Source organism: Kitasatospora sp. NPDC088160, from assembly GCF_044741445.1.
In the GTDB taxonomy this organism is placed as follows: domain Bacteria; phylum Actinomycetota; class Actinomycetes; order Streptomycetales; family Streptomycetaceae; genus Kitasatospora.
In genome coordinates, this window is the sequence record NZ_JBIUSS010000031.1 from 1 (window position 1) to 19,245 (window position 19,245).

Annotated in this window: 19 protein-coding genes; 5 read left to right on the forward strand and 14 right to left on the reverse strand. The window is 71.0% G+C overall.

The features are described 5' to 3' along the window. Window positions 1-97: 97 nt before the first annotated feature. Genes ACIOGZ_RS35980 through ACIOGZ_RS35990 form a run of 3 tightly spaced genes read right to left on the reverse strand, consistent with a single transcriptional unit; the run spans window position 98 to window position 2,244 of the window. On the reverse strand, window positions 98-862 hold the full coding sequence (locus ACIOGZ_RS35980; protein ID WP_400989026.1) for a maleylpyruvate isomerase family mycothiol-dependent enzyme: 765 nt from the start codon (window positions 860-862) through the stop codon (window positions 98-100). 12 nt (window positions 863-874) lie between these two features. Then, window positions 875-1,777, reverse strand: coding sequence for a hypothetical protein (locus ACIOGZ_RS35985; protein WP_400989028.1), 903 nt, complete (start codon window positions 1,775-1,777; stop codon window positions 875-877). Beyond that, window positions 1,774-2,244 (reverse strand): hypothetical protein, encoded by a 471-nt coding sequence (locus ACIOGZ_RS35990; protein ID WP_400989030.1) that lies wholly within the window; start codon window positions 2,242-2,244, stop codon window positions 1,774-1,776. Before ACIOGZ_RS35990 ends, ACIOGZ_RS35985 begins: the two co-directional genes overlap by 4 nt. Before the next feature lie 198 nt (window positions 2,245-2,442). Between ACIOGZ_RS35990 and ACIOGZ_RS35995 the strand changes: the two genes are divergently transcribed. Continuing rightward, window positions 2,443-3,207, forward strand: coding sequence for a hypothetical protein (locus ACIOGZ_RS35995; protein WP_400989032.1), 765 nt, complete (start codon window positions 2,443-2,445; stop codon window positions 3,205-3,207). A gap of 76 nt (window positions 3,208-3,283) precedes the next feature. Here the strand turns inward: ACIOGZ_RS35995 and ACIOGZ_RS36000 are convergent, their stop codons facing one another. The 4 genes from ACIOGZ_RS36000 to ACIOGZ_RS36015 all read right to left on the reverse strand — a co-directional run bounded on the left by ACIOGZ_RS36000 (window position 3,284) and on the right by ACIOGZ_RS36015 (window position 7,879). Further along, on the reverse strand, window positions 3,284-4,489 hold the full coding sequence (locus tag ACIOGZ_RS36000; protein WP_400989034.1) for a Shedu anti-phage system protein SduA domain-containing protein: 1,206 nt from the start codon (window positions 4,487-4,489) through the stop codon (window positions 3,284-3,286). Between the two features lie 176 nt (window positions 4,490-4,665). Continuing rightward, window positions 4,666-4,950 carry a hypothetical protein gene (locus ACIOGZ_RS36005; protein ID WP_400989036.1) on the reverse strand — a complete coding sequence of 95 codons (285 nt, stop codon included), beginning with the start codon at window positions 4,948-4,950 and terminating at the stop codon, window positions 4,666-4,668. A gap of 357 nt (window positions 4,951-5,307) precedes the next feature. Further along, window positions 5,308-5,505 (reverse strand): hypothetical protein, encoded by a 198-nt coding sequence (locus ACIOGZ_RS36010; protein WP_400989038.1) that lies wholly within the window; start codon window positions 5,503-5,505, stop codon window positions 5,308-5,310. Continuing rightward, window positions 5,498-7,879: an N-6 DNA methylase gene (locus tag ACIOGZ_RS36015; protein ID WP_400989040.1), complete on the reverse strand. Its 2,382-nt coding sequence runs from the start codon at window positions 7,877-7,879 to the stop codon at window positions 5,498-5,500. The genes ACIOGZ_RS36010 and ACIOGZ_RS36015 overlap by 8 nt, the downstream gene beginning before the upstream one ends. A gap of 649 nt (window positions 7,880-8,528) precedes the next feature. Here ACIOGZ_RS36015 and ACIOGZ_RS36020 point away from each other — a divergent pair. After that, a complete protein-coding gene (locus ACIOGZ_RS36020) occupies window positions 8,529-9,020 on the forward strand; it encodes a hypothetical protein (RefSeq protein WP_363579742.1) in 492 nt (163 codons plus the stop codon). A 49-nt stretch (window positions 9,021-9,069) separates the two neighbouring features. Here the strand turns inward: ACIOGZ_RS36020 and ACIOGZ_RS36025 are convergent, their stop codons facing one another. After that, window positions 9,070-10,029, reverse strand: coding sequence for an aldo/keto reductase (locus tag ACIOGZ_RS36025; RefSeq protein ID WP_400989042.1), 960 nt, complete (start codon window positions 10,027-10,029; stop codon window positions 9,070-9,072). A gap of 165 nt (window positions 10,030-10,194) precedes the next feature. Between ACIOGZ_RS36025 and ACIOGZ_RS36030 the strand changes: the two genes are divergently transcribed. Then, window positions 10,195-10,611 (forward strand): VOC family protein, encoded by a 417-nt coding sequence (locus ACIOGZ_RS36030; RefSeq protein WP_363579744.1) that lies wholly within the window; start codon window positions 10,195-10,197, stop codon window positions 10,609-10,611. A 1-nt stretch (window position 10,612) separates the two neighbouring features. On the opposite strand, the gene ACIOGZ_RS36035 is transcribed toward ACIOGZ_RS36030, so the two are convergent. Both ACIOGZ_RS36035 and ACIOGZ_RS36040 read right to left on the reverse strand, forming a co-directional pair. Next, complete coding sequence (locus ACIOGZ_RS36035; RefSeq protein ID WP_400989043.1) at window positions 10,613-11,320, reverse strand: helix-turn-helix domain-containing protein; 708 nt, start codon at window positions 11,318-11,320, stop codon at window positions 10,613-10,615. A gap of 111 nt (window positions 11,321-11,431) precedes the next feature. Then, complete coding sequence (locus tag ACIOGZ_RS36040; protein ID WP_400989045.1) at window positions 11,432-12,955, reverse strand: MFS transporter; 1,524 nt, start codon at window positions 12,953-12,955, stop codon at window positions 11,432-11,434. A gap of 215 nt (window positions 12,956-13,170) precedes the next feature. Here ACIOGZ_RS36040 and ACIOGZ_RS36045 point away from each other — a divergent pair, with 215 nt between their 5' ends. Then, window positions 13,171-13,923 carry a TetR/AcrR family transcriptional regulator C-terminal domain-containing protein gene (locus ACIOGZ_RS36045; protein ID WP_363579747.1) on the forward strand — a complete coding sequence of 251 codons (753 nt, stop codon included), beginning with the start codon at window positions 13,171-13,173 and terminating at the stop codon, window positions 13,921-13,923. A 7-nt stretch (window positions 13,924-13,930) separates the two neighbouring features. Here ACIOGZ_RS36045 and ACIOGZ_RS36050 read toward each other — a convergent pair whose 3' ends face one another. Together ACIOGZ_RS36050 and ACIOGZ_RS36055 are read right to left on the reverse strand one after the other, a co-directional pair. Continuing rightward, window positions 13,931-14,704, reverse strand: coding sequence for an isocitrate lyase/phosphoenolpyruvate mutase family protein (locus ACIOGZ_RS36050; RefSeq protein ID WP_400989048.1), 774 nt, complete (start codon window positions 14,702-14,704; stop codon window positions 13,931-13,933). Continuing rightward, complete coding sequence (locus tag ACIOGZ_RS36055) at window positions 14,701-14,862, reverse strand: hypothetical protein (RefSeq protein WP_363627835.1); 162 nt, start codon at window positions 14,860-14,862, stop codon at window positions 14,701-14,703. Before ACIOGZ_RS36055 ends, ACIOGZ_RS36050 begins: the two co-directional genes overlap by 4 nt. A 177-nt stretch (window positions 14,863-15,039) precedes the next feature. Here ACIOGZ_RS36055 and ACIOGZ_RS36060 point away from each other — a divergent pair, with 177 nt between their 5' ends. After that, complete coding sequence (locus ACIOGZ_RS36060; protein ID WP_363619506.1) at window positions 15,040-15,726, forward strand: winged helix-turn-helix domain-containing protein; 687 nt, start codon at window positions 15,040-15,042, stop codon at window positions 15,724-15,726. A gap of 171 nt (window positions 15,727-15,897) precedes the next feature. Here the strand turns inward: ACIOGZ_RS36060 and ACIOGZ_RS36065 are convergent, their stop codons facing one another. Next, window positions 15,898-16,695 (reverse strand): VOC family protein, encoded by a 798-nt coding sequence (locus tag ACIOGZ_RS36065; RefSeq protein ID WP_400989050.1) that lies wholly within the window; start codon window positions 16,693-16,695, stop codon window positions 15,898-15,900. Between the two features lie 140 nt (window positions 16,696-16,835). After that, the gene (locus tag ACIOGZ_RS36070) at window positions 16,836-19,238 is read right to left on the reverse strand and encodes a germacradienol/geosmin synthase (RefSeq protein WP_400989051.1); all 2,403 of its coding nucleotides are present in this window, start codon (window positions 19,236-19,238) and stop codon (window positions 16,836-16,838) included. Between the last annotated feature and the right edge of the window lie 7 nt (window positions 19,239-19,245).

Below are 19,245 nucleotides of genomic sequence, written 5' to 3' on the forward strand. Positions count from 1 at the left end.
GGTCCGATATCCGCTCACTCGCAGGCGCCTTGACCTGCCCCACCCTCGCCACACCACAACCAACGAGACACCGACCACAAAGTCACCGGCATTGGTCCTAGCCCCAGTTCTGCAGTTGCTGGAGCAGGTCGGCGTCGCCCTCCATCCGCAGCGAGCCGGCCGGGATGCGCATGTACGTGAGCAGGGCCATCTCGCTCGCCGTGCCGTAGATGGCGGCGGTGGGCTTGCTCTCGGCGGCCTCCGCCGCGGTGAGGCGGGTGAAGCGGGAACCGGCGGCGTCCACGGTCTGGCGCCAGGAGCCGGCCTCGGCTGCGTGGTAGTCCATGGTGGCGGGCTCGCCCGGCCACGGGACCGTGACGGTGCAGACGGTGGCGAGGAACTCCTCGATGGCGTCGACCGCCTCGGTCGTCGGCAGCTCCTGCGTGGTACCGGAGGCCAGCTGGGCGTCGTAGGTGTGGATCAGCGACTCCGGGACGCGGCGGCGGGCCGCGGCGCCCACTGTGTGCGGCGAGGCCAGCGGCTCCCACCAGGCCCAGCAGCCCCGGTCCGGGCCGGCCTCGCGCAGGGCAGTAAGCAACTGCTCCGTCGAGTCGGCCAGCCAGGTTATGAGTGCCTCGCGCTCCCTGGGCGCCGCCAGCCCGTCCTTGCTCGGCCGCTCGTCGCCCGGCGCGGTGTTCAGCACGATGTAGGCCCAGAAGCGGTCCCCCTCACTGAGGTGGTTCGCCAGGTCGTACAGCGTCCAGCCCGGACAGGACGGGACGTCGGCGTCGAGGCTGGGGGCCGCGGCGACGGCGGCGCGGAACGCGGCGGAACGCTCGTCAATCATCCGCAGCAGGGTGGGGAAGTAGAGGTGCCCAGTCACGCAGACCTTGTATCACCCGGACCGGGACTCTCGCACTCGATTAAGCACGGTGTGGACCCGAACGCGGGGAAGGCGGTGCCAGCGTTCGAGCACCGCGTCGTCCAGCGGTGCATCGCAGACCAGGACGTGCAACGGCTCGGTGATGCGGGCCAGGGCGGCGTCGACGGTGGCGAGGTCCTTGTACGGCCACCAACCGCCGACCAGGCACACGGCCGTCGCACCGGTGGGAATGGTGAAGGCGGAGCGGGCGCCCTGGCGTTCGGCCTCGGTGAGGCGCCGGCCGTCGTCGACCGCGAACGCCCGCACCCAGCCGGGCAGATGGGGGAAGCCCTGCTGGACCTGATCGCGGACCGCAGTGGTCGGGTACAGCGCGACCACGCGCTTCTCGCCCTGGCCTGCGAGCCGACCCAGCCAGCGGACCGGTCGGTCCTCGGTGGTGACGAGCTCGCGAATGAACCGCAGGTGTCGGCCGCCGCCGAGCAGGGCGGCCATGCCGTGCGGGGCCTCGCTCGCGCCGAGAATCACCACCGCCCCGGGCTGCGGGGCGAGGTGGCGGGCGGTGCGAAGGCATGCGGCCTCGGTCAGGCAGCGAGCGATCAGGGTGACCTGGCGCGGCAGCCGACGCAGGCCCAACGGCCAGCTGCGCGAGGCGAAGAGCCGCTGACCGGCGGTCGAGACGCGTGCCGCCGCTCGCGCACCGGCCAGCAGAGCCTTCGCCGCCGGGCGCACAGGGCCTGCGGCGATGCAGGCGCCGGCCCGCAGCAGCGGACCGGGCCCGCCTGCGATCCCCTGCGGAGTGATGACCACGGAGCCTGGGCGGGCGGCAGCGAGCGCGGTCAGCGTGCGCTGGTGGTGCCCGCCGCCGAGGTGGGCGTACGGCTCGATCAGGACCAGCGGCCCGGTCCTGGCGCTCATCCGGCGATCGCCTGCTCGTCGTGCAGCGCGGTGAAGTGCCGGTGCAGCCAGGTCGGGTCGTTGAGCGCCTCGAGCCGCTTGGGGTCGCGCGCCGTTAGGTGGGCGAAGTCGTACCCGTCGCGGGCGCCGGCTGCCGCGTAGTGGGCGAAGTCGCCGTCCTTGCCGGCCGTCCAGGCCAGGATGCGTTCCTGGGCGGAGGTGTCGGTCATGCCGTACTCGCTGCCGCGCGCGAGCATCGCGCACTCGCGGAAGCCTGCCTTCCAGGCATGGAACGGGGTCTGGTTGAACAGCGTGGTGCCAGCGGTCTGCTCGCTGAACTCGACGCGTCCGGGCAGCCCGGCCAGCACGTCGACCGCCTGGCCCATCTCGCGCAGCGCGCTGGTGCGGATCAGCTTGAGGCCGCCGTAGCCGTAGGTAAGGCCGTTGACCGGGTTGACGGCACGCCAGACCCGCATCGACACCCCCATCGGCCGGCGACTCCACCTCGGCAGCGGGGAACGCGGGGTCGATGACGAAGTCCCCGTCGGCGAGGAAGAACTGGTCGGTGTCGACCAGTTCGGCAGTCAGTCGGTAGGCGCGTCGCATCCCGCGGACCCCGTGCAGGCGCTTGACGGTGCCGCCCAGCACCCAGGCCAAGCGGGTGTGCAGGGAGCTACCGGCTGGCGATGCGCCGGCTGCTGCGGAACACCGGCAGCGAGCCGATCTCCCGCTACCTGATCCGAATCAGCGTCGACCGCTACCCCAGCGAGCCGGAGCGCTCCAACGCGCGCTACCGCGAACACCCGCTGACCCGGGACGAACTCGCGCTGACCGCGACCTGCCGTGGGGAGGCGATGAACTGGCAGGCCAAGCACGACCGCGACGCGTTCGAGGAGGTCTGGCTGCTCTTCGAGAACGAGCACGGCCGCTTCCCGCTGTACCTGGGCGAGTCAGTATGGATCGAGTACGCCTACTCGGTCGGCGAAGAGAAGTGGGGTCGCTGGTTCCAGCGGGCGGTCCGCCTGCCCACCGAGCAGCTGGAAGTCAGGACGTCTCCGGCTGCCGCCGGATGGCCGGACGGACAGTTGGAAAGCGTGTTGGGGGCAACCCCTCACGAGTTCGAATCTCGTATCCTCCGCTGGCCGAAGGCCCGGACTGCTGCAAGGCGGTCCGGTCTTTCGTCGTTGCCGGGCTGTCCCCACCCGCATCATGGCTACCGCTGGCGCAGGTGGCGAGAGGCCGCCAAGCAGGAGGACAGCCAGGTTGCCTCTGGTTGGTTGATGATCAGGCCGCTGACGGTGATCATCCCGTCCATGCCCTCGCCAACCCGGATCGAGTGGTCGCCGACGCGGAACAACTGCCAATCCGCATCGCTGTGCCAGAGGCGCGCCGTCTTCTCCCCTCGACGCTGGGCGAAGACGAGTTCCTCGCCGTACTCGTTCAGGAAGTAGCCCACGTAGTCCTTCGCGGTGATCAAGCCACCGCACAGGCGAGCCAGGAGTGGTTCGATCGAGGGCTGGGCATCAGTCATGCGTCGGGCTCCTCAGTCGCTTCCGAGTCCTGTTGCTCGGCTGACAGCGCAAGCATCCGGCTGGCCGAATCGAGCAGGGTCTCGTAGGTGATCACTTCTATCCGGGTGGCGTGCGTGTTGTAGGTACGCAGGGTCTCCGCGACTTCCGTCGGCGCAATACCCCCTCCCACATAGCGAGAGTGGCCGATCACAATGGTGGCCGAGGCCCTGCGACTGTCGACTCCGTAGTCGGCCAGGATGGTCCGCCGGTTCTCGTCCAGTGTCCGCAGGTAGTTCTGCGCCTGGGAGACCGCTTGGTGGGGTGGCGCGCCCAGCATCAGATGGCCGCTGCGGCGAATGACCAAGCTCCCGATGTTGGCGCGCTTGAGCTCGACGACGTGCAGGGAACCATCGGCACGCAGGAGCGGGATGTCCAGGATGGTATCCGGGGTGTACTGGCGGCGCGCCAGCTCACCCACATAGGCCCCGCCGAAGATCCACGCCTGATTCTTCAGGCAGGCGTGAAGCGCGCTCTCGGAACTGGCCGGATCGTCCACCGCAGCCCTCAGGGCCGCGAGGCCGACCCGCCTGGCCTTGAGCTCAAGGAACTGGGCCAACAGCCCCGCGTCGGCATCCGCCAGGACATCACCCAGCAACCGGGCAGACTCCGCAGAGACCGGACGCGGCAGACTTCGCAGAACCAGCTCAAGGTGGCCGTACTGCTGGAGTCGCCTCACCTCCCGCGTGGACAGCCGGACCCCACCCTCGCCAGCCTCGACTCCCAGGTGGTCGGCGGACTGGGCAATGCCACGGAAGAGGTCACGGGCATCCGCGGCCGTCGCGTCCGGATTGTCACGGCAGAGCACGTCAAGCGCGGCAACCGCCCGGTCGGCACCAATAGCGGCCATCCTCCGATGGAACTCCTCACCACGCTGCTGAGCGTCCTCGTCGTAGTACCCCTCCACAACTTCGAGGAACAGCTCTCCGTCGGCGTAGCCGGCGAATCGTTGAAAGCGCTGGGCAAGCCCGAAGTCCCCACAGAGGATGGCCCCTTGGGCCACATCGTTCAGGGCGTCCACCAACGGCCGGCCCTTGCCATACGTACGGCCCGTCCCCATGATGCGCAACACCGTGTCGATTCGCTGCTGGACGACTGCGTGCTCGGTGAGCCCCTTTGCCGCCTCCACCATGCGCAGGAGCGAGAAGCTGGATCTGAATCCCATCGGGCCAGCCTAAGATCGGGTACTGACAGCACAGCCTTGCCAGCTGATTGGTCAGGGGTCGCCGACCAACAGACTGCCAGGTACCGCTGAACCAGGGGACGTCGCGTTGACCGGCATTGCTCTGGTGGTGGAGGACGATGTTGCCGTCGGTCTGCATGACCGCGTGCGCGCCCCAGTTAGGCCAGGTTCCGGAGTTCCAGAGGGCCCTGGCGCCTATCGGGCGCCATCAGGTACATGACCAGATTGCCGTCCCGCCGCATGACCATGCTGACCCCGGGGACACTCAGGCGGTGACCGGCGTGAGCTCCTCCCACGCCAGAAATGATGTAGTCGGACGACGGGTTGTGCGGCTTCGGCGTCCGGTCGACACCGACCGACGGAACGCCGAAGGCGAGCGCGGCCACGGCGAGCAGCACAGCGGCCGAACGCTTCGTGAAGCGACTGGGCGTACGAATGTTCACCCTCTGTCGGTTTGCCGCGCAGACGTAGCGGCCCTCTGTACACCTCGAGATCACGACCGGCGATAAGAGGTCCGGCCTGGCGGTGCCGTGACGGCAGGTGTACGACGCACAGAAGATCGGCTCATGGTCGTCTCAGTTCTGGTCTCATTCACCGTGGTCCAGCAACGTTCAAAGCCTGGGCACCACCCCGCTTCACCCCAGGTCAGAACCGGTACGGACCCGGCGGACAGCGCCTAGGAGAATTGGAAAGCGTGTTGGGGGCAACCCCTCACGAGTTCGAATCTCGTATCCTCCGCCGGCAGAAGGCCCGGACCGTTTCGACGGTCCGGGCCTTCGTCGTTGTACGGGCGGTCGGGTTCAGCCCAGGGCGGCCGCCAGCACTCCGAGGCAGAGCACCATGCATCCGGCAAACGCTGCGCCGCTCGCGAAGACGGCCTCGTTCCGGCTCACGCTGGCGCTTCGCTTCAGCATGAAGGCCAACAGCGCGACGATCACGGAGGCGAGCACGGCCACCGAGAGCCACAGGACTCGCATCACGACAGGCAGGTTACTCACCAGCGATTTCCTTTGCTGTGGACCGGTCAAAGTTGCAGGAGCCGCGTGGGGCTGGTCGGCGGGTGTTCCCTGAAGCCACGCCACCGACCAGGAGCATTGCCAGCTCTTCGCGAGCGGCTTCGGCCGCGGAGGCCACTCGATGATGGGCTTCGATCTGACGGTCGAGGGTGTGCAAGAGATCACCGATCCGCCGCTGTACCTCGAGCGGCGGCAGAGACACCGGGACCTGCTTCATCGCGCTGGTCTTGATTGAATCGACGGTCGTCATCGCCGCCCGGTCCTTGATCCATGCCTGTACCTCCGGCAGGGAGAGGTGGGCCAGGACGAATCGCGAGTCCACTCCTGACTTGAAGTCGTGCAACCTGAGGAGATTGCCCGAGTAGAGGTGCCCTCCTTCTTCTGATCCGACCAGGGCAACAGGCCCCACCGTCCCGGTGCGTGAACAGAGAATGTCCCCTTCACTCACCCGGAATCGCTCTAGCCTCAGGGCAACCCGCTCCGACACCTTGCTGTCCTCTCCACCGTGAAGTCGCCGGTTGCGAAGGTGTTTGGGGAGCAGCACCGGAACGTCTCCGGTCTCGGAGTACATCTTCGGATTCAGCAAGGAGGGTGACGGGCCCGCTGTCACCGAACACAGCTCTCCCAGGAGGACACTCCGCCACTCGCCCGGCCGACAGTTCTCGCCGTAACCAAGCGCTTCAGCCCGTCCCCAGAGCGAGCGCACCTCCTCATCGCGGGTTACCGCGTCCCCCTGTGCCAGGTCGAGCTCGCGGCGGGCGGCCTCCGTCCCCTCGGGCGTCGCCTCGACGTAAGTTCCGACACTGACATAGTCAACCGGACTGAGGGAGTGGCCTCGTTCCTTGATCTCCTCCACAGCAACGGATCGGCCGATCCGCCTCGCATCATCGGGGAGCGCGGTCCCGTCTCGAAGCGAGCGGTGGATCTCCCCCAGGAGCCGCACGTCGTCGGGGCTCAGCTGCCGGCGTGTCCGGGAGACCATCTCGCCCAGCTCTCGCGCGTTGATGAAGTGGACCTCAGCGCGATCGGACGGCGTCGTGAGGAACCAAGCGCAGGCCGAAACCGCTGTCCCCCTGAAGAGTTGCGGGGGAAGTGCGAGGACACATTCAACGACCCCGTCCTCGACCATGGCTCGTCTGATCGCACGTTCACGGGGCTGGTCGGACACGGCAGCGTTGTCCGCCATGATCACCCCAGCTCGACCGCCGGCCCCAAGCGTGGACAGGACATGTTGGAGCCAGGCGAAGTTGTCATTGGAGGCAGGCGGATTTCCGTAGCGCCAATTCCCGGAATCGATCCGGCCCGTATCGGCGTTGAACGGCGGATTGGTCAGAACGAAGTTCGCCCCCGGCTGTTGCAGTCTTCTATCGGCTGGTTGCAGAGCACCGCCATGGCCCTCCAGCTGTGGCGAGACACCATGGAGCATCAGGTTCATGGCTGCCATCCGCGCCATGCTCGGGTTCGTCACTCCCATCGATACTGTCAGCGCTTCGGCATCACCGCTGGCAGCCACCATGGCCGCTAGGAGCTCGCCGCCTCTCGGGTAGGGATCGCTGATCCGTCCCGACACACCCTCAGTTGCCACCAATTCGCTCAGCAGAGTCACAACCGCTGTGGGGGTGAAGGCATCACGACTCCCCACAGCCACGACATTCGCGAAGGAATCGAGCAGATCCCGGAAGGCCTCTCGACCGAGTTCTGCCACCAGGGCCAACAATCGTGGCGCGTCGGCCGCCGGCCCTGGCTCCAAGCCCTGCAGCGCGGGCCACCCGGCCGACGCCACGCCACTCTTCTGCATCGACTGGCCTGTTCGCCGCCCCACGTCGTCGATGAAGCTCTTGGGAATCACCGAAGGATGTCCCTCAGCCAGTTCTTTCAGGGCCACCCACTCCTCCTCCGCTCCCCACCTCAGAAACGTCAGGCACATGAGCAGGGAGAGGTAGGCTGCTGGCGATCGCGCGCCCCACGCCTCCTGCATCTCCCGCTGCAACAGGTCGGACAGTGCTTGCCGGGACCGCGACCGCTCCTGCTCTGAGTTTCGAGCAGGAATGGCCAGCTGCGGTGCCTGGCCGGGCGTGGATGCCCCCTCGTACTGCCCCAACGAGGCGCGAACCCTGTCTCCGAAGGTGATATCTGCAGGCTCCGCCGGGTCGCGCGACGGGCTCGGCACCCTCCGAACGTCAAGCCATCGCACGATGTCGGCCAGCCGGAACAGCTCCCTCCCGCCTTCTCGCAGCTCCTGTGGGAAGCTTCCATGGCGGCGTTCCCAGTTGGTGACCGCAGACGGCCGGACGCCGGCCAGCTCCGCGATCTCGGCTCGGGAGACGAGCCGCCCACCCCTGCTTTGCGCACTCATCGTAATCGCCTTCTCCGTTCCGAGTCGGATGCGCTGATGAAGCGAAGGTATGGAGCGGGCCAAGGGGAGTCAACTGCGCACTGAAGTGCGCACTACTCTTTCGGCCCGAATCGGCCCTGCTGGCGAGCCGCCACCATGACTCGCTGATGCCATTTCACCTGTAGTGATTTGGGTTTCGCCAGCTTCAAGCAACCCCGGACAGGCCATCCTGGAGATTTTTGTGAACTTCACAAATTCCAGGCCTTCACCCTAGACGGGGGATCCGTGGGCACACCGTCAAACAAGCCCAGGGCCTTCATGTCACGCATCGTCACGAAAAGAGACCTGCGCCTGACCACCGAGTGACACGATCGGGTCGCCGCCTTGGGCAACGCGACCGTCCACACCTTCAACCAGCTCGCGCTGGGCGCTCCCTACCCCAACGCCCGGTGTCACCCAAGGGGCGACAAGCGCGTCTTCATCCCCTCCCGCATCCACAGAGTGATGCCCACGGAGCCCGGGCGGGAACGGCCCACGGGTGCGGGCCACGAGGGGACTAACGTAGCCTTAGTCCCGGAATTAGTCCAGGTTAGTACCTGGACACCTGGAGACATGGCGTGCGAGTATCTGTCTTGCCGCCAGATAGGCGACACGTCGGAGGGGAAGAAACATGACGCAGGACAACCAGCAGTTCATCTCGGTGCCGGTGCCGGCTCAGTACGTCACGCAGGTGTACGCGTTCCTCGCGGAGCTCTCGGGAGCCGCTGCGGGGCCCGCGGTGGCGGCGCCGGCCGAGGGGGGGCCGCAGGAGGACGGCGAGTGGCCGTTCGTCGAGTGGACCGTGCAGGATCTGCGCCGGCTGACGGCCGACCCGCTGGACTCGGTGCAGGCGGTGACCGGGGTGCTCGACATCCTGGCGAAGCAGCCCGGCGAGCGGGTGAGTTACACGTCCCTGGTCGAGCTGCTCGACGTGGACCGGAAGCGGCTGCGCGGCGTGCTGTCCGCGTTCACCCGGGTCGTGCACAAGCACTACGGCCGGCGGAACTGGCCGATGAGCTGGGTGGAGGCGCTCAGTGACGGCGCCGAGTTCAAGTCGGAGTTCTTCTACACGGTGAGCGAGACCACCGCCAACCGGTGGCGGGCGGTCCGCGCGCAGGGCTGACGGCGCTCAGGACTGACGGCGCGCAGCCGGTTCGAGGCGGACGCCGCGGTCAGGCCGCGGTGTCCAGCCGTCGGCGCTGGTCCTCGTCGAGCACCAGGTCCAGGGCGGCCAGGCTCTCGTCCAGCTGGGCGACGGAGCTGGCGCCCACGACCGGGATCGTCGGCACCGGGTGGCCCAGCAGCCAGGCGAGCACCACCTGGTTGACGGTGGCCCCGGTCTCCTTCGCCACCTCGGCCAGGGCGGCCAACTGGGCCTGCACCACCGGCCACCGGTACTTCTCGGACAGCGGCCGGTCGGGCCGGCAGTACGCGCCGCCGAGCAGTGGGGAGTACGCCAGCAGCAGCAGCTCCGGCCGCCGCGCGACGTACGACAGCAGCTCCTCGTCGGCGTGCTTCTGGATGCCGAAGTCCGCGTCCGGCCGCGGCCGGAGGTAGCTGTGGCGCTGCTGGACGCACCGGTAGCCGGGCCAACTCCACTGCTCGGCGAGCTCGTTGGCGGCGGCCAGGTCCGCGGCGCTGTGGTTGCTGCAGCCGAGCCGGCCGACCTTTCCTTCGGCCACCAGCTCGGCAAAGGCCCCGAGGGTCTCCTCGACCGGGGTGGACGGGTCCGTCACGTGGGCGTAGTAGACGTCCACGCGGTCGGTGCCGAGCCGGCGCAGGCTGCCCTCGGCCGCACTGCGCAGCGCGGCGGCGGACAGCCCCTCCATGTGCGCGGGGAAGGGGAGTTCGGGCACCGGGCGGGCTCCCGCCTTGGTGGCGAGCACCAGTTCGTCGCGGTTGCGCCGGCGGGCGATCCAGCGGCCGAGCAGTTCCTCGCTCTCGTACCCCGTCCCGCCGGGGGCCCAGAAGGCGTAGTTGTTCGAGGTGTCGACGAAGGTCCCGCCGGCCTCGGTGAACCGGTCCAGGATCGCCGTCGCGGTCTGCTCGTCCACGGTGGTGCCGAAGGTCATGGCGCCGAGGCACAGCGCACTGGCCTTCGGTCCGTCAACTCCGACACTGCGGTACAGCATCAGTCATCCCTCCCAGGGGGTCGTCGGCAACGGTGGTGCGCGCCGGGATCGGGTCACCGGAATCATTACCCCGGTCATGCCCGACTCGGCCAGTGTGCAGACCAGCCGGGAGACCGTCCGATTCGTTCAAGACGGGGCGTCCGGGCGCCGCCTACCGTGACGGGCATGAACAGCACACCAGCACCGCAGTTCGCCGTCGTGGGCCTCGCCGTCTCGGACCTGGCCGCCTCGATCGCCTTCTACCGGCGGCTCGGACTCGCGTTCCCCGACGGGGCCGAGCAGGAGCCGCACGTCGAGGCCGTGCTGCCGGGCGGGCTGCGCCTGGCCCTCGACCCCGACTCCACCATCCGCTCGTTCCACCCGGACTGGCGTCCGCCGGCGGGCGGCGGCCGGACGGCACTGGCGTTCCGGTGCGCCGACCCCGCCCAGGTGGACGCGGTCTACGAGGACCTGGTCGGCGCCGGGTACCACGGCGAGCTGAAGCCGTGGGACGCCTTCTGGGGTCAGCGGTACGCCGTGGTGCACGACCCGGACGGCAACGGCGTCGACCTGTTCGCGCCGCTGCCGGACGCCGCGGACTGAGTCAACGGGGCAGCAGGACGGTCGCCGACACTCCCGCCAACTCCCGTACGTCACGCGCTAGATGGGCCTGGTCGGCGTAGCCCGTCCGGGCCGCCGTCTCGGCGAGGGGCACGCCGGAGCGGGCCAGCGCGAGGGCGCGCTGCAAGCGGAGGATCCGGGCCAGGGTCTTGGGGCCGTAACCGAAGGCGGTCAGTGAGCGGCGGTGCAGTTGCCGCGCGCCGAGGCCGACCGCCTCGGCGGTCGCCGCGACCGAGCGGCCGGCCGCCAGGGCATCGGCGACCGCCCGGACGAGCGGGTCCACCGGCCGCGCGTCGGCCGCCAGGCGCAGCGCCAACTCCTCCAGGGCCACGGCCGGGTCGGGCGCCGCGTCGATGCGTCCGGTACGGCGGCGCACCTCGGCGCCGGGCCGGAGGTCCGCCAGGTCGACCCGCCGGTCGCGCAGTTCGTACGCGGGCACGCCCAGCAGGGCGGGGGCGGCGCCGGGCGGGAGGCGGACTCCCGCCCACGGGCCGCGCAGCCCCGGTCCGAGCTGGAAGGCGCGGGTGTCCGGCCCGGCGACGAGGAGCCGGCCCTCGGTCCAGAGCAGGTCCATGCAGCCGTCGGGCAGGACGAGTCCGGCCGCGCCGCCGCCCGTGCTCCCGACGGCCCGGCGCCTCCACACGACCGCTCCCGGCAGCCTCGACGCCCGCTCCGCGTACTCGGGGGACATGGGGCCCAGGCTACGCACCGCCGCCGGGGGGGGCGCCGGGGGGCGGCGACACACCGGCGGCACGCCGACGGCCCCGGCCGCACGGGGCGGGCGGGGCCGGGGCGAGCAGGCTCAGCCCACCCGCTGGACGACCTCCGCCTCCGCCGCGTCCTCCACCGGGCCCGCCACCGGAGCGGCCTTCCGGCCGTCCCGCATCAGCACCAGGGTCAGCCCCGCGGCCGCCAGGACGGAGATCCCGCCCGCCGTGAAGGTGACGGAGGCCGCGGTGTTGAACGCGTCGCGGGCGGCGGCGGCCAGTCCGCCGTCCCCGGTGCTCGCGGCGAGGGCGAGCGCGTCGGTGATCGCGTGCTTCCCCGCCGTGGGCGCGTCGGTGGGCATCGCGCCGGTGTAGGTGCTGGACAGGACGGCGCCGAGGATGGCCACGCCCAGCGCGGAACCGGACTGCTGGATGGTGTCGTTGAGCGCGGAGCCGACGCCGGCGTGCTCGCCGGGGATCGCGCCCATCAGCGCGTTGGACGCGGCCGGCATCCCGAGGCCGGAGCCGGCGCCCAGCACCAGCATGGCCAGGGCGACCTTGACGAAGCCGTCGCCGACCGAGAGCGTGGCCAGCAGCCCGAACCCGGCCGCGATGACCAGCATGCCGACCGAGGTCAGCACCCGCGGGGCGACCTTCCTGCCGAGCGCGGCACCGACGGCGTTGAACACCAGCGAGGCGACGGCCAGCGGGATGAACGCCAGGCCGGTGTCGGTGGGCGAGAACTTCAGCACGAACTGCAGGTACTGGGTGAGGACCAGCATCAGGCCGCCGGTGGCGAAGGTCAGCAGGACGAGCGAGAAGCTGGCGCCGGTGAACACCCGGTTGCGGAACAGCCCGAGCGGGACCATCGGCGAGTCGGTCCGGACCTGGCGGACGGCGAACCCGGCCAGCGCGAGCACCCCGACGGCGAGCGTGCCGAGCGTGCCGGGGCTGGTGATGCCGTCCCGGGGCAACACGATGATCGACCAGACCAGCGCGGTCATCCCGGCCATCGAGAGCACCATGCCGGGCAGGTCGGGCCGACGCCACGGCCCCTTGGACTCCGGCATCAGCACGACCGCCGCGATGATGGCGACCGCCGCGACCGGCACGTTGAGCAGGAAGACCGCGCCCCACCAGAAGTGCGCGATCAGCGCACCGCCGAGCACCGGCCCGCCGACCAGGCCGATCATGGCCACCGCGCTCCAGGCGGCGATCGCCTTGGGCCGTTCCTCGTCGTCGAAGACGGTGATCAGGATGGAGAGCGTGCTCGGCATGACCAGGGCTCCGCCCACCCCCATCAGCACGCGTCCGGCGATGAGTTGGCCGGGGCTGTCGGCGACGGCCGCGACCAGGGAGGCGGCGCCGAACAGCACCAGCCCGATGATCATCACCTTCCGCCGGCCGAACCGGTCGGAGAGGCTGCCCGAGGTGAGCAGCAGCCCGGCGAAGACCAGGATGTACGAGTCGATGATCCACTGGATGTCCTGGGCCCCGGCCTTGAGGTCCTCCGCGATCGGCGGGATGGACACCGTGAGCACCATGTTGTCGACCACCAGCACCAGGCTGCTGAGACAGAGCACGACCAGGATGAGCCAGCGACGCGGCTGACGGTCCACCGCGGTCCCCCTTCGAAGTGAGCGCGCCGGCCGCAGCCGGACGGAAGTCGTCGCGGGCACTCCGCACCCCGTCCCCACGGGGGCGGCGCGCTCCGCTCCGCACACTGTACGGAGACCGCACACTGTTCGCAAAGCCGAACAGTGTGCGGTGCGGCTTATGCTGAACGGAACAGCCGAGCCGAGCACAGGCGGGCGAAGACCGAGAGGAGGGCCGGATGACGGCCAGGTCGAAGGGCGTGCCCGGGACACCGTGGAGCCGCCCCGAGCGCCCCCGGCGCGAGCAGCCCGCGCTCAGCCGGACCCAGATCGTCGCGGAGGCCCTCGCCATCCTGGACGGCGACGGCATCGAGGCCCTGAGCATGCGCAAGCTCGGCGCCCGCCTCAACGCCGGCGCCACCTCGATGTACACCCACGTCGCCAACAAGGACGAACTGCTCGCCCTGGTCGTCGACGAGGTGTTCGGCAAGATCTGGATCCCCACGGTCACCGACACGGACCCGGCGGACTGGCGCACCACCCTCGCCGAGTGCGCGGCCAGCACGCGTGAGGTCGTCCTGCGCCACCCGTGGATGGTGTCGGTGATCGGCGACCTGGGGCTGGTCTACTTCGGGCCCAACTGGATGCGCCTCTCCGAGGCCCTGCTCACCTTCCTGGATGCGGCCGGCTTCACCCCGACGGAGGCCAACGACGCGATGGGGGCCCTGCTCGGCTACGTCATCGGGACGGCCAGCGTGGAGGCCGCCTGGCTGAGCGCGCTGGCCCGGCAGGGCCGGGACGAGCAGGGCTGGATGGACGAGCTCGTGCCCGCCGTCATCGAGGCCACCCGGGACTTCCCGCGCCTGCACCACCTCTACACCACCGAGGTCGGCTCAGCGACCGACGGTGGCCGCGACAGCGGCTTCACCAACGGCGTCCGACTGATCCTGGCCGGCATCGAGGCCACCCGGCAGGACCGACCCGGCAGATGACGCATCGTCACTTCCTGCTCAGCTCCTGGACCTCGGCGTAGCCCGGCACCGGACCGACCTCATCGCCCGCACCGACGGCCGCCGCCGTGGCCACCGCCGCCGCCAGCGCGGAGCGGTACAGCAGCGAGCCGAGGCTGACCCGGGCCACCCCCAGCGCGGCAAGCTCGGCGAAGCCCGGACCGGTCGGCGTCCAGAGGACGTTGAGCGGGGCGGCCAGCCGTTCGACCAGCGCCACGATGGCGGCCGGATCGGCCAGCCCCGGGACGAACACGCCGTCCGCGCCCGCCTGTTGATAGGCCTCCAGGCGGCGGACCGTCTCCGGCCCGGGGTCGTGGCGCCCGGCCCAGCAGGTGTCGGTACGGGCGTTCACGAAGAGCTCCGGCACGGCCGCCTTCACCGCCGCGATCTTCGCCGCGAGGACGGCGGACGGCGCCAGGGTGCCGTCCGCCCGGCCGTCCTCCAGGTTGATGCCGACCACCCCGGCCTGCGCCAACTCGACGGCCAGGCAGGCGACTTCCTCCGGATCATCACTGAACCCGGACTCGGCGTCCACGCTCAGCAGGAACCCGCTACGGCCCAGCCGGCGGGCCAGCCGCACGGTCTCCGCGCGGGTGACGGCCACGCCGTCGGGCAGGCCGGCGGCGGCGGCCACGCCCAGGCTGGTGGTGCCGATCGCGGCGTAGCCCTCGGCGGCGAGGGCCGCTGCCGAGGCGTGGTCCCAGGCGTTCGGCAGCAGCAGCGGCCGGCCGGGGCGGTGGTGCAGGGCGGCGAAGGGGGTCATCGGGTCACCTCCGGGGAGCGGTCGCCGACGGCGCCCGCGCAGAACGCGGACCCGACGACGTGGTGGACGAGTCGGCGCAAGCCCCAGCCGGTGCCCGGCGAGTCGTCCAGGGCTGCGGTCACCTCGCCGCAGCGGGAGAACACCGTGGGATCGCCCATACCGGCCATCCTGGCTCCGGCTCGTTTCGGCCCGCGCCGAACCGTGCCGCCCCCGACCGCCCCGCCCCGCGACGCCCACGGTTCGGCCCGCGCCGAACCGTGCCGCCCCCGACCGTCCCACCCCGCGCCGCCGACGGTTCGGCCCGCGCCGAACCGTGCCGGGGCGACCATGGAGGCATGTCGCTCGCCGCCTTCGCCGCCCTGCTCGCCGACCCCACCCGCGCCGCGTTCTGCACCGCACTGCTCGACGGCCGCGCCTGGACGGCCGGCGAACTGGCCCGGCACGCGGGCGTCGCGCCGTCCACGGCCAGCGAGCACCTGTCGCGGCTGATCGCCGGCGGGCTGCTGGCCGAGGAGCGGCAGGGGCGGCACCGGTACGTCCGGCTGGCCACCCCGGAGGTCGCCACCCTGATCGAGGACCTCACCGCCTTCGCCGACCAGGGCGACCGGCCCACCCCGCACGGCCTGCGCGAGGCCACCCGGCAGAGCGCCGAGGCCCGCGCCCGCACCTGCTACGACCACCTGGCCGGCCGCCTCGGCGTGGCCGTCGCGGACGCGCTGCTCGCCCGCGGCCTGCTCACCGACGACGCCGGGCTCGCCGTCACCGGGCGCGGCCGGGCCTGGCTGGCCGCGCAGGCGATCGAGCTGCCCGAGCGGGCGGGCCGCCGGGGCGGGCGGCCGGTGGTGCGCAGCTGCCTGGACTGGACGGAGCGCCGCAGCCATCTCGGCGGGGCGCTGGGCGCGGCGCTCTGCCGGACGGCGCTGGACCGGTCCTGGGTGGAGCGGATCGGCTCCGGCCGGGCCCTGCGGGTCACCCCGGACGGCGACCGCGCACTGCGCGAGCTGCTCGGCGTCGAGCTCTGAGCGATCGGGCCGCCGGGGCGGGCCTCGGCATCAGCCGGACCTCAGGACCGGACGCTCCTCGGCCCCGGACACCCCTCGGCCCCGGGCGACCTCAGCCGTTGACTTCGCCCCGTCCAGCGCGGCAGATCGCGGTGTCCGTCCAGCGGCTCGACGAGTTCCTCCCGCTCCCCCTCAGGCGTCCGCAACCTCGGGCGGCTCGCCCGAGGTCCGGCCGAGGTCGATGATCCCGAAGGCCGCGCCCTGCTGGTCGCCGACAGCGGCGAACCGGCCGAACGGGCTGTCCATCGGCCCGAAGTGCACCGTGCCGCCGCGCGCCCGCAGCCGTTCGAGCGCGGCGTCGGTGTCGTCGACCGCGAAGTACACGCTCACGTACGAGGGCGCCTCGGGCGGCAGGAAGTCGCCCTCCGCCCCCATCCGGCCCAGCACGGGGCGGCCGTCGACCTGGAACATCCGGTAGTCGAAGTCCCCGGCGTCCATCCGCTTCACGCCGAACGGGAAGACCGCGGGGAAGAACGCGTCCGCCTTCGCGGGCTCGCGGGTCACCACCTCGGCCCAGCTGTACGCGCCGGGCTCGCCCTGCTTCTCGAAGCCCTGGTGGCGGTCGCCCTGCCAGACGCCGAACACGACCCCGCCCGGGTCCCTGGCGATCACCATGGTGCCGAAGTCGCCGATCCGCATCGGCCCCATGACCACCTCGCCGCCGTTGGCGCGGATCCGCCCGGCGGTGGCGGCGGCGTCCGGCGAGGCGAGGTACAGGCACCAGGCGGACTGCGCCTGCGCGCCGGGCATCGACGGCACGATCGCGGCGACCGCCTTGCCGTCCGAGTACGCCTGCGTGTAGTTGCCGTACTCCGACGAGCTCTCGCCGAAGGTCCAGCCCAGGACGTCACCGTAGAACGCCTTCGCGCCCTCCGGATCGGTGAACATCGCGTCGACCCAACAGGGCGTGCCCTCAGGTGGCGCTGCCATCTCCTCCGCCCTCTCGCCTGGCGACGTGCGCCCGCGATCCGGAGCGCACCCGGCCCCCGTCCGGCCACCCTAGCCAGTACCGGGCGCACCCGCGCGGGATCGGCCCGCACGGGTGCGCCGTGGGCTGGTCCGCCCGCCGGTCAGCCCAGGGCCGCCACCCCGGCGGCCGGGGCCGCACCGGCTCGCGGCACGCGCAGCGAGGCCGTGCCCAGGCCGGTCGGGCCGACCGGGAAGGCGGCGGGCCCGGGCAGTTCCTTCACCGCCGCCCCCGCTTTGAGCTCCCGCTCCGCGCCGAAGTGCCGCAGCAGGTCCTCCTCGCGGTACCGGCGGCAGTCTCGGTGCCAGACCAGGATGCCCGCGAGCCAGTTCTCCAGCTCCTCCACGTACCCGTCCAGCAGCTCCCTCGCCTCCGGCTCCAGCGCGAAGTCGTCGTACAGGACGGGGAGTTCCTTCCCCGCGACGTGCTGGAACTGGTCCAGCCGGGAGTGCATCAGGTCGTCGACGATCCGGACCGCCGACGGGTAGTCGCAGTTGAAGAAGTTCTGCACCACCAGGACGGCGTTGTGCACCTCGCCCTCGTACTCGATCTCCTTCTGGTACGAGAACAGGTCGTTCATCATGCACGCGTAGTCCGCGGCCGAGTTCTCCAGCGAGCGCATCGAGCCGTGCTCGTACACCGCGGGCGGCACGACCTGGCCGTGGGCGAGCCGGCACAGGCTCATGGTGAGGTCGGAGCCGAAGGTGGCGCGGCGCATCTCCAGGTAGTCCACCGGGTCCGGGATCCGGTTCTGCACCTGGTTGTTGAGCTCCCAGATCCAGCTCGCGGTCATGTCCTCGACGGTCTGGCGGAACTTCCGCCGGGCGTCGGCCGTCATCGGGCCGGCGGTGCGCTCCCAGATGTCGGCGAGGCCGCGTTCCAGGGCGTTGGCGGGCTCGGGCGCGGGGCTGCCGTCCACCGGCATGAACAGCGGGAGCCGCTCGGTGGCGAGCTTGGCGCCGGCCAGGTCGCGGGTGCGGCCGAAGACCACCGGGTAGTAGTCGTCGGCCCAGGTGCCCCAGGCCAACCAGGCGGAGGAGACGTCGAGTTGGTCGGCGGTGGCGTCCGGGTGGATGCCGGCCGCGCAGAGCGGGAGGTCGTAGTCCCGCATGGACTCGGCGTCCCAGATGCCGGATCCGGGGATGCCGGGCTGCTCTTCCAGCAGGCCCATCCGCGCGGCCCACTCGATCACCCGGTCCCGCGCGCCGTCCAGGTGCGGGCTCAGCGTGGCCTCGAACGGCAGCTTGAACTCCGGCAGTTGGGACGGCCCGACGGCCTGGTACGGCACGTGGCCGTGCGACCGGGCCCGCCGAACGGCCGGTCCGACGCCGCCCGGGCCGCCCGAACCGGCCGGACCGGCCGCAGGTCCACCGCCGCCCATCGCCCCGCTGCGCAGGATGTCCAGCGCCGAGGTGCCCACCCCGCCGATCGCGAACGGGTCCCACCAGTTGCCGGTGCCGGGCAGCGCGCCGCCCGTCCCCGCCGCGACGCCGCCGCCCGAACCGGCCGCCGCACCACCGCCGTTCATGTACCGGCTGGAGCGCATGTGCCACTCGTGGCCGCCGGACTGCCAGTCCTGGAGGCCCTTGACGTACGCCAGCACCCGGGCGCGGCCCTCGGGAGCGAGCCCGGTCTCGGCGAACAGCACGGGCAGTTCGGTGAACACGGTGTTCTCGAACTGCTGGAGCCGCGAGGTGAGCAGGTCGTTGACCGCCTCGGCGGCTTCCTGGGTGGAGCACTCCAGGAACTTCTCCAGCACCAGGATGCCGTTGCTCAGCTCGCCCTCGTCCTCCACCTCCCGCTGGTAGGAGAAGATGTCGTTGCGCAGGTGCACGCCGTCCGAGAAGGCGTCCATCAGCACCCGCAGCGCGCGCGAGCCGGAGACCTCCTTCGGGACCTCGGCGCTGGCCGCGTACTCGACCAGTTGGGCGGACCAGGGCGCACCGCCCACCTTGCGGCGCATCTCGATGTACTCGACCGGGTTGGAGACCCGGCCGGCGTTGATGTTGGCGAGCTCCCAGAGCGACTCGTTGAGCAGGTTGCGGGTGCTCTCGGCGAAGCGGATCCGCCAGTCCTCGCCCATCACCGGCACGGTGCGCCGCCACAGGTCGGCCAGGCCCGCCTCGACCGGGTTCTCCGGCTCCGGCATCGGGGTGGCCGGGTCGGCCGGCATGAACAGCGGCAGCCGGTCGAGGTGCGCCTTGCCGGCCTCGCGGTCGTTGGTGCGCTTGAACATGTCGAGGAAGTGGTCGTCGAAGAAGAAGACCCACACGTACCAGTCGGTGACCAGCGAGAGCGCCTCGGCGGAGGCGTCGGGGTGGGTGTAGGCGCAGAGCAGGCCATAGTCGTGGGCGTCCAGGTCGGCCTGGTCCCAGATGCCGGAGCCCTCCAGCATGCCCATCTCCCGTGCCCAGACGGAGGAATGGGCCCGGGCCTCGTCCAGGTGGGGGTTGAGGCGTGCCGGGTGCGGCACGTAGAAGGACGGCAGTTCGAACGGCTGGGTCACGGCGGGC